We start from the raw sequence: 13341 nt of genomic DNA on the forward strand, positions 1-13341 counted from the left end.
CTGCCGGTTTTCAATGGGCCGTCAGCCTCACGCCTGGTGCTTGGTCTCTTTGGCCGAGCGCGCCTCGGCCGGCGCCAGCACGGCAACCAGCAGTGCGGCGGTGAGGAACGCGCCGATCGCTGCCGTCAGCATGGCGGCATGGAAGCCGCCGGCATAGGCGGCAGCATAGAGTTCATGCACGCCGCTTTCGCCCATCGCCGCATCGGTTGCGAAATCATGCCGCGAAATTGCAGCACGGGCGACCGCTTCCGCGTTGGCGACACCGGCATCGCCGAGATACCCGGTCAAAAGGTTGGTTGCCCGCATGCTCATCAAGGCGCCGAGCAAGGCGATGCCGATGGCAAGACCGCTCTGGCGGGTGGCATTGATGACCGCCGACACCATGCCCGAGCGTTCGCGCGGCGCATAGGACATGGCGGCAGCGCTGCCGGTCGGGATTGCAAGCGCATTGCCGAGGCCGCCGATGGCGAACAGAAGGCACAGCATCGCGTAGGACGTCGAAGGACCGGCCCAGCACATGCCGAGCATGGACAGGCCGATAGCAACATAGCCGATGGTCATCAGCGCGGAGTGACCATAGCGCGCGCTCAGCCTGCCGATCCACGGCGACACCACGATCTGGACGATGAAGGCCGGCGCCATGCGCAGGCCGGTCTGCGTCGGCGACCAGCCCTGCACCTGCTGCAGGAACATCGAGAAGAAGAAGACGCTGGAATAGGAGGTGAAGCCGAGCGCGAACGAAGCGACATTGGCGACGGCAAAGCGGACGTCACGGAACAGGCCAAGCGGCAGCATCGGCCGTGCCGTGCGCGCCTCGAAGCCGAGGAAAGCAGCCAGGCCGACGACCCCTGCGATGAGCGCCGTGACCGTCCTTGGCTCGCCCCAGCCATTCTCGCCGGCCGAGATCAGGCCAAAGGTCAGCGCCCCCAGCCACAGGATGCTGAGAGCCAGGCCGACGAGATCGAGATGGGCATGTTCGGGATGCGCCGTCTCGTTGATCGAAGCAGCACCGAGCGCGATCGTGATCAGACCAAGCGGCAGGTTGATAAGGAAGATGCTTTGCCAGCCGACGGTCTCGACCAGGATGCCACCGAGGACGGGACCAACGAGCAGAGAGGTGGCGGCGAACGACGCCCAGCCGCCAATGACGCCGGCGCGCTGGCGCGCATCGGGAAAGGCTTGCGTCAGGATCGACAGCGCGCCTGGAATGAGCAGCGAGCCGGCGATGCCCTGTACGACCCGGCCGGCCAGCAGCACCGGCAAATTGGGCGCGACGGCGCAGATCAGCGAGCCGGCCACGAAGATGCCGACGCCGGCCAGCCATGAGCGCTTGCGGCCATAGCGGTCGCCGATCAGGCCGGACGACAGCATGAAGGCCGACAGGCACAGCGTGTAGGCGTCGACCACCCATTGCAGGCCGCCGAAATCGGTTTGCAACGCCTGCTGGATGGTCGGCAGCGCGACATTGACGATGCTGACGTCGAGCAGAGCCACGAACGAACCAAGATAGACAGCGGCGACCAGGGGCAAACGGTGCTTTGACATGGCTATGTCCGGACGTGAGTTTCGCAAATTACTGACCGACGGTCAGTTGAACGGGCGGCATGGCGCTGTCGATCCGGCGTCGCCGCGAGTCGCCCTCTTCTGAAAATGTTGCGGCTGGAATAGAAGCCGGGTTCCTGCGGACTGAGCATTCAGCCGTCATATTGTTCCGATGTCACCGCTTCCAGCCAGTCGGCATGGACATCGTCGAGCGCCTCCTGCATGGCGATATGCGTCATCGCCGATTTCGGCGCCGCGCCATGCCAGTGTTTTTCGTCAGGCGCGAACGAGATGACGTCGCCGGCCCTGATCTCCTGGACCGGGCCGCCCCACGTCTGGGCAAGCCCGGCGCCCACCGTCACGTAGAGCGTCTGGCCAAGCGGATGCGTATGCCAGTGGGTGCGCGCGCCCGGCTCGAAGCTGACCAGCGTGGCTCGCAGCCGCGCCGGCGCCTCTTTCTCGATGATCGGCGTCTGCAGCACCCGGCCGGTGAAGTATTTTTCCGGCGCGATGACGGTCGGCACGCTGCCGCAGGCAATGATCTTCATGGGTCGATGGTCCTTCAAAACAGCGGGCGACGGGTCGCCAGCTTCAGTTTCCGCCGATATCGGTCGACGTGCAACAGCTTCCGGCTGCCAGCCCCCTATATGGCCAGCACGGGTCCACGGCCGAGCAAAGGATTTCTATTTTCCTTGCCCTGCCGGCAAACAAGTGGGACGATGGCTTTGGGCAGGTGGACTTGAAAAGAACCCCGCCCGCGACGGTCGAACAGGCCGGCCGCCGCTCAGGACCGATTGACCACGCCTGAACCATGCATGCCAGTCGGTCCTACGGGAAACGCCTGAGTGGAGGTCAGTCATGGGTACTCGCGCCGGAGGACGACGCACGGGACCGAAATGCATTGCCATAGTCGGTCCCTTCGCAAGCGGTAAGACGACACTTCTCGAAGCCATATTGGCCCGTACGGGCTCAATTCCCCGACAAAATCCCGTTTCATCAGGCAACACCGTTTCAGATCATTCGCCCGAGGCGCGCGCCCACGCCATGAGCGTCGAGGCGACGATCGCCACCACCGAATTCATGGGCGAGCAGATCACCTTCGTCGACTGTCCCGGCTCCATCGAATTCTCTTTCGAAGCCGAACCGGTGCTGGCCGCCTGCGACCTCGCGGTGGTCGTGGCCGAGGCCGATGAAAAGAAGATCCCTGCCCTGCAACTGATCATGCGCAAGCTCGACGATCTCGGCGTGCCGCGCATCCTGTTTCTCAACAAGGTCGACAAGGCAATCACCGGCGTGCGCGACACGCTGAAGATGCTGCAGCCGGCCAGTGCCGTGCCATTGCTGCTGCGCCAGATTCCGCTGCGCAAGGACGGCGTCGTCATTGGTTCGATCGACTTGGCGCTGGAGCGCGCCTACATCTATCGCGAATATGCCGAAAGCGAGGTGGCGCAGATTCCCGGCGACGAGAAGGCGCGCGAGCTCGAAGCGCGTTTCTCGATGCTGGAGACGCTGGCCGACCATGATGACCAGTTGATGGAACAGCTGCTCGAGGAGATCGAACCGCCCAAGGACGCGATCTTCGACGATCTCGCCGCCGACCTGCGCGACGGCGCGGTGACCCCGGTGCTGATCGGCACCGCCGAGAAAGGCAACGGCGTGCTGCGTCTCCTGAAGGCGATCCGCCACGACGCGCCCGACATCGAGGCGACCCGCAAGCGGCTCGGTGCACCCGACGGCGCGGCTACCCTGGTCCAGGTGATGAAGACCATCCACACCTCGCATGGCGGCAAGCTGTCGGTGTCGCGCATCCTCTCCGGCCAGGTCGTCGACGGTTCCGAACTCTGGCTGCCCGGCGGCGACACGGCCAAGGTTTCCGGCATCTACCGGATGCTCGGCAAGGACCAGTCCAAGCTCTCCATCGCCAAGGCCGGCGATACGGTCGCGCTGGGCAAGCTGGACGAGGTCAAGACCGGCCAGACGCTGAGTTCGGCCAAGGGCGGCATCAAGCCGCTCGTCCAGTTCGAGCCGCCGCAGCCGGTCTTCGCCTTCGCGCTCCGTCCCAAGGAGCGCAAGGACGAAGTGAAAATGTCGGCTGCCATCCAGCGGCTGGCCGAGGAGGACCCCTCGCTCAGCCTGCGCCACAACCAGGACTCGGCTGAAACCGTGCTGTCGGGCCATGGCGAGATGCATCTGCGCGTGGTGCGCGAGCGGCTGGAAGGCAAGAACCAGATACCGGTCGAAGGCCATCCGCCGGCGGTGCCCTATCGCGAGACGATCCGCAAATCGGCGCAACAGCGCGGCCGTCACAAGAAACAGTCCGGCGGACATGGCCAGTTCGGTGACGTGGTGATCGAGATCAAGCCGCTGCCGCGCGGCTCCGGCTTCCAGTTCACCGACACCATTACCGGCGGCGTCGTGCCCAAGACCTACATCCAGTCGGTCGAGACCGGGGTGCGCGACTATCTGAAATCCGGGCCGCTGGGCTTTCCGGTCGTGGATGTCGCAGTCAACCTGTCGGACGGCTCCTACCATGCGGTCGATTCCTCCGACATGGCCTTCCAGATGGCGGCCAGGCTGGCAATGAAGGAAGGCATGGCCGCGTGCTTGCCGGTGCTCCTGGAGCCTGTGATGAAGGTCGAGATCGTCACACCCTCCGACGCCACCTCGAAGATCATCGCTCTCATCCCGCAACGGCGCGGCCAGATACTCGGCTACGACGCGCGGCCTGGCTGGCCAGGATGGGATGTCGTCGAGGCAACCATGCCGCAAGCCGAGATCGGCGACCTTATCATCGAGTTGCGCTCGGCGACCGCGGGCGTTGCCAGCTACCGTGCCGTCTTCGACCACATGGCCGAACTCACCGGCCGTCTGGCCGACGAGGCGATGAACACCAACGGCAAGGCTGCCTGATGGCGTAGCGTTCCTCTCGAACCTGATTCGAGGGGACAAAAGAAAACGACGTCCGGCGGGGACCGGACGTCGCTTTGTTCGCGGACCGTTTCCTTGGGAGGTAAAACGGCAGGTCCGCCGCATTTGGTGCCGCCGAGTTCGGCGGAAAAAACGGTTCGGACGCGGTAGCCGCCTGAGCCCGGGCCGTACGAGTGATGCCCCCATCTCCCGTCCGAACCACACCGCGTCCTGTGATCCACATAGCAGGTCGCGGGCGTCCGGGCTATGTTACCAGAGGTTACATGTCACCGTTACGTCGCAATTGTGATGGAATTTTTTGCCGGCCCAGCAGAGCACAGGCAACAAAAAAGCCGGATCAATGAAGATCCGGCTGAGTTTGATTGGAGTGCCTGTTAAGGCTAACCTCCAGAGGGGAACACTCGAGGGCGCTAATGGGAGGAGAACGCGCCCAGGAGATGATCTATATATGTGCTCATCATGCCCAAGAAACAAGCATCTATTTTGCAACACACGCATGCAAAAAGACGCAGGCTGTGGTCTAACCCATTCCAGAAGCCAATAGGACCAGCAGAATCGTCGAAATGGGCCGCCGAATCGGGCAATTGCAACTACAGAATCGCCGATCTCGGCTGGCTTTCGGCTCAAAATGCCAAAACCGGGCAATGATGTGGAAGCAGGCAGCAGGCGTGCATTTCTAAGGCAATCGGGGAGGAAGCAGCCAATGCGGACGTTTTCGGCGATCGCCGGCAGTGCGGCCTTCTTCATCGCGGCGCCCTGCGTGGTTGCCGGGCTGGTGCCCTGGCTGTTGACCGATCGCTGGGGCTTGCCGTGGTCTGGTCTGCCGGGCTTTGTCCCTGTCGGCGGGCTTCTGATCGCCGTCGCGATCGCAGCACTGCTGCATGCCTTCGGTCGATTCGCGCTTGAGGGCCTCGGCACGCCCGCTCCGGTCGCGCCAACCGAGAGGCTGGTGATCGGCGGCATCTACCGTCATGTCCGCAACCCGATGTATGTCGCCGTGCTGTCGATCATCCTCGGCCAGGCATTGCTGTTCTCGAGCTGGACGCTGGCCGCTTATGCGGTCATCGGCGCGATCGCCATGGGCTCTTTCGTGCGGTTCTACGAGGAGCCGACTTTGGCTCATCGGTACGGCGCCGAATACGACGCCTACCGCCGCAACGTACCCGGCTGGTTGCCTCGACTGTCGCCCTGGCGGGGGTAGGTGAAACCGGCAGCGCCGTCTCAGGGCATGTTGAGGCTCAGGTCGGGCCAGGCAATCGACATGTCCTTAGAATGACCAGCTTCTCGCCTTGGCGATGATAAAGTCCCGGAACACGTGCAGCTTGGCCTGGTTCTTCATCGCGTCCGGATAAGCAAAATAGGTGTCGAAAGACGGCACCTCGGTCTCCGGCAGCAGCTGCACGAGGTCGGAGTCCTTGCTGATCACATAGTCGGGCAGCATGGCGATACCGGCACCGCCCTGCACCGCCCGCTTGATCGACAATATGTCGTTGATCTGCAGCGTCGGCACCCTTTGCCCGCCTTCGAAATCACCGACCGTTTCCAGCCAGTTCAGCTCCGACAGATGCGACGGCACCGGCACGCCGAAGGTGACGATGCGATGGGCCTTCAGCTCGGCGACGGAAGACGGCCTGCCATGCTTGGCGACATAGGATGGGGCCGCGTAGAGGTGGAAATGCACGGTGAACAGGCGGCGCTGGATCAGGTCCGGCTGCTGCGGCTGGCGCAGCCGAATGGCGCAATCGGCCTGGCGCATGGTGAGATCGAGCTCCTCGTTGGCGAGGATCAACTGCAGGCTGATTTCAGGATAGAGTTCGATGAATTCCTGCACCCGCTCGGTTAGCCAGCCGGCGCCCAGCCCCACCGTCGTCGTTACCCGCAGCACGCCCGACGGGCGATCCTTGGTCTCGGTCAGCCGGGACTTGATGGTCTCCAGCTTCATCAGCACGTCATGCGCCGTGCGAAACAGCATCTCACCCTGCTCGGTCAACACCAGCCCGCGGGCGTGGCGGTTGAACAGCGGCACGCCGACATCATGCTCGAGCGCGCTGACCTGCCGCGAGATCGCCGATTGTGACAGATGCAATGTCTCGGCCGCATGGGTAAACGACCCCGCCTCCGCCGCAGCGTGAAACACGCGTAGCTTGTCCCAGTCCAACGCCATGATTCCCCTCGTTCTGTTTTGGCGTCTGAATGAAAAATCAGGCTTTTACACGGCGTTTCTAAGCCGCTCTCTGAACTCTCTACTCGGCCGCTTCGCGATGCACTTCGATGCCGGCCAGATACTTCTCCGCCTCGAGTGCGGCCATGCAGCCAAGCCCCGCTGCTGTCACCGCCTGGCGGTAGATATCGTCGGTCACATCGCCGGCCGCGAACACGCCCGGCACATCGGTGCGGGTCGAATCCGGCGCCGTCCACAGATAGCCGTTCGGCTTCTGCTTGAGCTTGCCGGCGAACAGTTCAACCGCCGGCGCATGGCCGATGGCCACGAACACGCCGTCGATCTTGAGGTGCGACACCTCGCCGGTCACCGCATGCTTGAGCTTCAGCCCCTCGACCGAGGGCGGCAGCGGCGTCTTGCCGGGCCGACCGGTGATCTCGTCGACGATCGTGTCCCAGATGACGCGGACATTGTCCTTTTTCAGAAGCCGCTCGCGCAGGATACGTTCGGCGCGAAAATCGCTGCGCCTGTGGATGACCGTCACGCTCTTGGCGAGATTGGACAGATAGAGCGCCTCTTCCACCGCCGAATTGCCGCCGCCGATCACCGCGACATCCTTACCCCGGTAGAAGAAGCCGTCACAGGTGGCGCAGGCCGAGACTCCAAAACCCATAAAGTCCTGCTCGGTCGGGATGCCCAGCCATTTCGCTTGCGCGCCGGTGGCGATGATCAGCGCGTCGGCGGTGTAGGTGGTGCCGGAATCGCCCTTGGCACGGAACGGTCGCACGTTGAGGTCGACCTCGGTGATGATGTCGTTGATGATGTCGGTGCCGACATGCTCGGCCTGTTTCAGCATCTGCTCCATCAGCCACGGACCCTGGATCGGGTCGGCGAAGCCGGGATAGTTCTCGACATCGGTGGTGATCATCAACTGCCCGCCCTGCTGCAGGCCGGCGACCAGCATCGGCTTCAGCATGGCGCGGGCGGCGTAGACCGCCGCCGTATAGCCGGCCGGGCCGGAACCGATGATGAGAACGGGCGCGTGCTTGGTGGTCATCTAAAGCCTCTGCGGAGGGCTGCCGGCAATTGCGGCATGGAAAACTCGATCATTGTCGCGCGTAATGTAAGTGTTGCCCACGACGCCAGCAAGGCAAGTTGGAGTTCGTCCCCGGAAAGCTTTGTCACACCCCTGTCGCCCGCGGATCCCGCGAAATATTCCGGGCGGAGGATGGAATGGACAGCGAAGTCGTTTAATTACAAAATCACGCAAGATTCTTGCGTGTTGCCCCTCATGATCGAGAGCCCTCATGCCGCTCAAGGCCGACCTCGACGCCATCGACTGGAAGATCCTGCGCGAATTGCAGGGCGACGGCCGCATGACCAATGTCGAACTGTCGAACCGCGTCGGCATTTCGGCACCGCCATGCCTGCGCCGCGTCAAGCGCCTGGAGGAAGCCGGCATCATCCGTGGCTACCGCGCTCTGCTCAACGCACCAGCGCTCGGCCTTGATGTCGTTGCCTTCTGCCTGGTCGGCCTGCATCATCAGGCCGATGCCGAGCTGCGCATCTTTGCCGAGCGCACCCGCGGCTGGCCGATCGTACGCGACGCCTGGATGGTGTCGGGCGAATCCGATTTCCTCCTGCATTGCGTGGCGAGCGACCTCGGCGCCTTCCAGACGTTCGTCATCGAGGAACTGACCTCGACCCCGAATGTCGACACGGTGCGAACCGCGCTCACCATCCGCCGGGTCAAGGACGAAGGGTTGGTCTCGTTCACACAGCCTTGAGCCGGTTGAACCGCAAACGGCTTTCGCCGATGCGGCCTGAGCGCCTCGCCATATCAGCGCCGCTTTGGCGTTCGATAGGCACTTCTGTGAAGCCGGATGTCCTGCCGTAGCCGCCTTGCTGGTTTCCTAGAGCAATTCCAGAAAAAGTGTGTAACGGTTTTCCTGGGAAAAGCGCATAGCGCTTTCGGGATTGCATAATACAGGTGGCGCAGGGCAGCCCAATTCCGAGAACAGTGTGCCGTGGGGTGGGACGATGACTCGATTTTCTAGCCCGGTTTCGGCGCTGGTCATCTGTATGAACGAGGCCGACATGATCGGCGAATGCCTGGAGAGCGTCGACTTCTGCGCCGAGATCATCGTCGTCGATTCAGGCTCGACGGACAGCACTCTGGACGTCGTCAATGCGTTCATCGCCAAGGGCTACCCGATAAGGCTGTTTCACAATGATTGGCCGGGCTTTCCTCGTCAGCGGCAATTCGCGCTCGATCAGGCCACCCAACCGTGGTGCCTTTCGATTGAAGCCGACGAGGCCATCGATGACGTTCTCAGGCAGTCGATCACGAATGTGACGCAGCTTGGGAACGATGCTTTCGACGGATGGTACATCAGGCGCCGCGACAAGCTGAAGGGTTATGGCTATGCGCACCGCTGGGTGCTTCACAACAGGCTGCTGCGTCTTTTCCGGCGCGACAAGGCGACCATGGACCTCAATCTGCGGGTCCATGAGTCGTTCGAGGTGCCGGGCGAAACCGGCACCATAGAAAATGGCGTGCTGCTGCATCGCCGCGAAATGACTATTGCCGAGGATCTGGCGAGAGCCAACACCTACTCCAGCCTCAAGGTCGCCACGCTGGTCGAACGAGCCAAGAAGCCTGGCCTGATAAGACTGGTGCTGTCGCCGCTTGGCAACTTCCTGAAGTTTTACCTGGCCAAGCGCTACTTCCTGTGCGGCCGGCACGGGTTCGTCTATTCGATGCTGGTGATGGTGTATTCGTTCGCCACCGAGGCCAAGCTCTATGAAGCCTGGCGGGACAACGATCGGGTATAAACCGTTAGGGCGCGCCCGAGGCGGCCCCAAGTGCAGCTATTGCGGCGAGCAGGCCGTCGAAGTCCGCGCGGTCGCACCAAGGCCGAATTGTGAAGCCCCGTCGGACAGCCGCTTGCCCGTCTACCAGCCAGCCCTGCGAGAGGCCGGCGCGTTGTCCCGCCTCCATGTCGGCCTCCTTGTCGCCGACGATCAGCGAACGCCGCAGATCGAGCCCGAGGCGCCTGGCCGCCTCCAGCAGCATGCCCGGATTGGGCTTGCGCATCGGATGATCTGCGGCCGCGAGCGGGCCGGAGCCCGCCTCGTGATAGGCGCAGGCAAGGACCATGTCGACGAACGCATTGTCGGCGCGTAGCAGTTCGAGCACGCGGCCATTGACGGCGGCGAAATCGCTCCAGCCGAAATAGTCGCGCGCGATGCCGGACTGGTTGGTGACGACGATGACGGGAATGCCGGCCCCGTTGGCGGCGGCTATCACCGCGGCTATATCCGCGCGCAGCACCATTTCGGCAGGATCATCCGGATAGCCCGTATCGATATTGATGGTGCCGTCGCGATCGAGGAACAGCGCCGGCGAGCCGGCGGCGAACACCTTTGAGCCGACCTGCTCGACCCACAGGCCCGGCTCAGCCAGCGGATAGCGGCCAGAGGTCGTGGGATCAGCCATTGCTGAGGCGCGCTTCGACCACCTCGCACAGATGATGATAAAGGCACAGATGCCCCTGCTGGATGATCGGCGTCGAGGTCGACGGAACGTTGAGCAGGATATCGGACAGAGGCTTCAGCTTGCCGCCGGTATCGCCGGTCATGCCGATCACCGTCATGTCCATCCTCCGTGCCTGTTCGGCGGCGGCGAGGATGCTCGGCGAATTGCCGCTGGTCGAGATTGCCAGAAGCACGCCGCCGGCCGCGCCATGTGCCTCGACCTGGCGCGAAAACACCGTGTCGAAGCCATAGTCGTTGCCCCAGGCGGTCAGCACCGCCGCATTGGCCGGCAGCGCGATGACATTGTAGGCCTTGCGCTCCTTGAGAAAGCGGCCGACCAGTTCGCCGGCAATGTGGATGGCGTCGCTGGCCGAGCCGCCATTGCCGGCGATGAGCAAGGCCTTCCCCGACGAAAGCGCCGTCACCACCGCGCTCGCCGCCCGCTCCATCTCACCGGTCAGGTCCCGTTCGACCATGGCTGATATGGCAGCCGCCGAGCGGACAAGGTAATCGTTCAAGTCGGACATGAAACCCTCAGTTTGTGGTGCCGCCGGCGCGCAATTTGCCAATGGTGTTGGTGGTGCTCTTTCCAGCGACGAGATCGACCAGCACGACGCGTCCGCCGGCCTTCTGCACCACATCGGCGCCGACCACGGTATCGACCGTGTAATCGGCGCCCTTGACCAGTATGTCGGGCAGCAGCGCTTCGATCAGCGCCAGCGGCGTATCTTCCTCGAACACCACGACCGCGTCGACCGAGGCGAGTGCTGCCAGCACGCAGGCGCGGTCGTGCTGGTCGTTGACCGGCCGGCCGGCGCCCTTCAGGCGCCGCACCGAGGCATCGCTGTTGAGGCCGAGCACCAGCCGGTCGCACTGGCTTCGCGCCGCGTGCAGCAAGCTGACATGGCCGGCATGCAGGATGTCGAAGCAACCATTGGTGAAGCCGACGCTCAGGCCCTCTTCCTTCCACGCCGCCACCATGCGGGCGGCCGATGTGGCGTCGAGGATGGCGTCCTTGTGGGCGGTCGGCCCATGTGAACGGAACAGCGCACCGGTGAGTTCCTCGACCGTCAGCCGCGCTGTGCCGCGTTTTCCCACAACGACGCCACCAGCGGCATTGGCGATCGAAGCGGCCATGACCGTATCGGCGCCTACGGCCAGCGCCAGCGCGAAGCTCGCGATCACCGTATCGCCGGCGCCCGAAACGTCGAACACTTCGCGCGCCTGAGTTGCGATGTGGCGCGCCTCGTCGGGGCCGACCACGCTCATGCCCTTTTCGCTGCGCGTCGCAACGACGAAATCGAAACCATGTGCCGAAATCAGCTGGCGCGCGGCAGCCACGATCTCGTCATCGGCGAACACCGCATGGCCGACGGCCTCGCCGAGTTCCTTGCGGTTGGGGGTGATGGCGGTCGCCCCGGCATAGCGCGCGTAATCGCGGCCCTTCGGGTCGACCAGCACCGGCTTTCCAGCCTCGCGGCAGATGGCGATCAAGTCGCCGGCGACGCCGTCGAGCAGGATGCCCTTGCCGTAATCGGACAGGATGACGATGTCGGCGTGCGCCAGCGCGGCGCGGAAATGGCGGATCAGGCCGGCTCGCTCCGCGGCGCCGAGCGGCTTGATCTCCTCTTCATCGAAACGCAGCACCTGCTGGTTGAGCGCGCTGAAGCGGCTTTTGGACGATGTCATGCGACCAGGCTCCTGCGCGAGGCCCGCCGTATCGGCGCCAAGTTCCCGCAGCATCCGCACCAGACTGTCGCCCGCCAGATCGGCGCCGATTACGGAAACGGGGACAGCGGCAGCGCCGAGCGAAACGATGTTGGCCACGACATTGCCGGCGCCGCCCATGGTCGAGGTCTCGCCGCGCCCATGCAGCACCGGGATCGGCGCTTCCGGCGAGATCCGCTCGATGACGCCGTTGACGAAACGATCGAGGATGAAGTCGCCGACCACCAGCACGGTGGCTTGGCCGAACCGCGCAATGGCGCGGTGCAATGGTTCTGGAGAAGGCGGATTGTGCTTGATCATGTCACTGGCAACGCGAGGGTAAGGCAAATCTCAATCGTGATGAAAATTGTCAATTTACGGGCCGGATCGTTCATGCCTGCCGATATACCGCAAATCCACGCAGCGCAACGTCAGGACATGACCCGCGACTGTCCGATGCGTCAGCTCTTCTGCAGGGCAACATGGACGCCCAGCCCGACCAGCACCGCCCCTCCCGCCCGCTGCATCAGCCGCTGGGCGCGGCTCGAACGCCGCAGGCGGCCGATCACGGCGCCCGCCAGGAACACGCAGACGATATCGGCCGAGGAGAACATCAGATTGACTATCGTGCCGAGCACGACGAACTGCAGCCAGACCGGAAACGCCGCCGAGGCGTCGATGAATTGCGGCAGGAACGCCATGAAGAAGATCGCTGTCTTCGGATTGAGCACCTCGACGGTGATGCTCTCGAAAAAGGCGCGCCGCGCCGATTTGCGCTCGATCGCGGGCAGCGCCGCATCGCCGTCCGAGCGCTTGCGAAACAGCGAGATGCCAAGCCAGATCAGATAGAGCGCACCGACCAGCTTGACCGCCAGGTAGAGCGTCGGCACGGCATGAAACAGCACCGACAGCCCGGCGGCCGCGGCGAAAACATGCACATAGCCGCCCAGATGAATGCCCAGCGCCGCCGTCAGGCCGGACCAGCGGCCGCGCGCCATCGTCTGCGCGGCGGCATAGAGCATGGCCGGGCCTGGAATGTAGGCGAAGATCGCCGTGGTGGCGAAAAACGCGATGAGCAGTTCGGTCGATGGCATTTTTGGTCCCTCACGATCGTGCTCTGCCCTGTCGATTCAGTCCGCGCGCGGGATTGCTTTGGACTGACCCGTGCGGACAACCGCAGTAAAAGCGAACATAATTTTCTTGTGAAATGACGGGCTGAACGCGCCAATTCGCGCACCCGGCTCGAAATAGGCCGACGCTTCCAGGATATCATGATTGTACTCGTCGACCATGACCCAAAGGGGCATAGGATCGAGGCCCGCACGGTGGCGTTCAATTTCCGGGATGCTGACTGCAACGCGATCACGACCCGGCTGTGTGGAAGTGATTGCAAGTATGAAGAGGTTGGTACCCCCGGCTTTCCCAGGAAGGACAGCCACAAAGGCCACAGGCCGTGACTTCCGGCC

13 protein-coding genes are annotated in these 13341 nt (G+C 63.5%); 4 read left to right on the plus strand and 9 right to left on the minus strand.

Features of this window, described 5'->3' with window-relative positions; genetic code table 11:
* Positions 1-27: 27 nt before the first annotated feature.
* Both LB559_RS24140 and LB559_RS24145 read right to left on the minus strand, forming a co-directional pair.
* Complete coding sequence (locus LB559_RS24140; RefSeq protein ID WP_224675153.1) at positions 28-1545, minus strand: MFS transporter; 1518 nt, start codon at positions 1543-1545, stop codon at positions 28-30.
* Positions 1546-1694: 149 nt separating this feature from the next.
* A complete protein-coding gene (locus LB559_RS24145; RefSeq protein ID WP_224675154.1) occupies positions 1695-2090 on the minus strand; it encodes a cupin domain-containing protein in 396 nt (131 codons plus the stop codon).
* 310 nt (positions 2091-2400) lie between these two features.
* On the opposite strand from LB559_RS24145, the gene LB559_RS24150 reads away from it, so the two are divergent.
* Positions 2401-4452, plus strand: coding sequence for an elongation factor G (locus tag LB559_RS24150; RefSeq protein WP_013530081.1), 2052 nt, complete (start codon positions 2401-2403; stop codon positions 4450-4452).
* 721 nt (positions 4453-5173) lie between these two features.
* Positions 5174-5671 (plus strand): methyltransferase family protein, encoded by a 498-nt coding sequence (locus LB559_RS24155; protein ID WP_027162108.1) that lies wholly within the window; start codon positions 5174-5176, stop codon positions 5669-5671.
* A gap of 66 nt (positions 5672-5737) precedes the next feature.
* Here the strand turns inward: LB559_RS24155 and LB559_RS24160 are convergent, their stop codons facing one another.
* Both LB559_RS24160 and trxB read right to left on the minus strand, forming a co-directional pair.
* Positions 5738-6634 (minus strand): LysR family transcriptional regulator, encoded by an 897-nt coding sequence (locus LB559_RS24160; protein ID WP_013530079.1) that lies wholly within the window; start codon positions 6632-6634, stop codon positions 5738-5740.
* 79 nt (positions 6635-6713) lie between these two features.
* Complete coding sequence (gene trxB / locus LB559_RS24165) at positions 6714-7688, minus strand: thioredoxin-disulfide reductase (RefSeq protein WP_013530078.1); 975 nt, start codon at positions 7686-7688, stop codon at positions 6714-6716.
* A gap of 250 nt (positions 7689-7938) precedes the next feature.
* Between trxB and LB559_RS24170 the strand changes: the two genes are divergently transcribed.
* Both LB559_RS24170 and LB559_RS24175 read left to right on the plus strand, forming a co-directional pair.
* On the plus strand, positions 7939-8418 hold the full coding sequence (locus LB559_RS24170; RefSeq protein WP_064994522.1) for an Lrp/AsnC family transcriptional regulator: 480 nt from the start codon (positions 7939-7941) through the stop codon (positions 8416-8418).
* A 253-nt stretch (positions 8419-8671) separates the two neighbouring features.
* Positions 8672-9466, plus strand: coding sequence for a glycosyltransferase family 2 protein (locus tag LB559_RS24175; protein ID WP_063168809.1), 795 nt, complete (start codon positions 8672-8674; stop codon positions 9464-9466).
* A 4-nt stretch (positions 9467-9470) separates the two neighbouring features.
* On the opposite strand, the gene LB559_RS24180 is transcribed toward LB559_RS24175, so the two are convergent.
* The 5 genes from LB559_RS24180 to LB559_RS24200 all read right to left on the minus strand — a co-directional run bounded on the left by LB559_RS24180 (position 9471) and on the right by LB559_RS24200 (position 13323).
* Positions 9471-10130 (minus strand): HAD-IIIA family hydrolase, encoded by a 660-nt coding sequence (locus tag LB559_RS24180; protein ID WP_063172904.1) that lies wholly within the window; start codon positions 10128-10130, stop codon positions 9471-9473.
* Complete coding sequence (locus tag LB559_RS24185; protein WP_024504153.1) at positions 10123-10695, minus strand: SIS domain-containing protein; 573 nt, start codon at positions 10693-10695, stop codon at positions 10123-10125. Before LB559_RS24185 ends, LB559_RS24180 begins: the two co-directional genes overlap by 8 nt.
* Positions 10696-10702: 7 nt before the next feature.
* Entirely contained in the window at positions 10703-12196 is a 1494-nt protein-coding gene (rfaE1, locus tag LB559_RS24190; protein ID WP_063168811.1) for a D-glycero-beta-D-manno-heptose-7-phosphate kinase, read from the minus strand.
* Between the two features lie 140 nt (positions 12197-12336).
* Entirely contained in the window at positions 12337-12969 is a 633-nt protein-coding gene (locus LB559_RS24195) for a LysE family translocator (RefSeq protein WP_224675155.1), read from the minus strand.
* A gap of 36 nt (positions 12970-13005) precedes the next feature.
* Positions 13006-13323 carry a hypothetical protein gene (locus LB559_RS24200; RefSeq protein ID WP_127269902.1) on the minus strand — a complete coding sequence of 106 codons (318 nt, stop codon included), beginning with the start codon at positions 13321-13323 and terminating at the stop codon, positions 13006-13008.
* Between the last annotated feature and the right edge of the window lie 18 nt (positions 13324-13341).

It is taken from the genome of Mesorhizobium sp. BR1-1-3, assembly GCF_020165455.1.
Classification (GTDB): domain Bacteria; phylum Pseudomonadota; class Alphaproteobacteria; order Rhizobiales; family Rhizobiaceae; genus Mesorhizobium; species Mesorhizobium ciceri.

Bases quoted from the DNA above. Each gene is read 5' to 3' on its own strand.
- LB559_RS24140 (WP_224675153.1), bottom strand. From the start codon at position 1,545: ATGTCAAAGCACCGTTTGCCCCTGGTCGCCGCTGTCTATCTTGGTTCG.
- LB559_RS24180 (WP_063172904.1), bottom strand. From the start codon at position 10,130: ATGGCTGATCCCACGACCTCTGGCCGCTATCCGCTGGCTGAGCCGGGC.
- LB559_RS24155 (WP_027162108.1), top strand. From the start codon at position 5,174: ATGCGGACGTTTTCGGCGATCGCCGGCAGTGCGGCCTTCTTCATCGCG.
- LB559_RS24195 (WP_224675155.1), bottom strand. From the start codon at position 12,969: ATGCCATCGACCGAACTGCTCATCGCGTTTTTCGCCACCACGGCGATC.
- trxB (WP_013530078.1), bottom strand. From the start codon at position 7,688: ATGACCACCAAGCACGCGCCCGTTCTCATCATCGGTTCCGGCCCGGCC.
- rfaE1 (WP_063168811.1), bottom strand. From the start codon at position 12,196: ATGATCAAGCACAATCCGCCTTCTCCAGAACCATTGCACCGCGCCATT.
- LB559_RS24145 (WP_224675154.1), bottom strand. From the start codon at position 2,090: ATGAAGATCATTGCCTGCGGCAGCGTGCCGACCGTCATCGCGCCGGAA.
- LB559_RS24170 (WP_064994522.1), top strand. From the start codon at position 7,939: ATGCCGCTCAAGGCCGACCTCGACGCCATCGACTGGAAGATCCTGCGC.
- LB559_RS24150 (WP_013530081.1), top strand. From the start codon at position 2,401: ATGGGTACTCGCGCCGGAGGACGACGCACGGGACCGAAATGCATTGCC.
- LB559_RS24185 (WP_024504153.1), bottom strand. From the start codon at position 10,695: ATGTCCGACTTGAACGATTACCTTGTCCGCTCGGCGGCTGCCATATCA.
- LB559_RS24175 (WP_063168809.1), top strand. From the start codon at position 8,672: ATGACTCGATTTTCTAGCCCGGTTTCGGCGCTGGTCATCTGTATGAAC.
- LB559_RS24160 (WP_013530079.1), bottom strand. From the start codon at position 6,634: ATGGCGTTGGACTGGGACAAGCTACGCGTGTTTCACGCTGCGGCGGAG.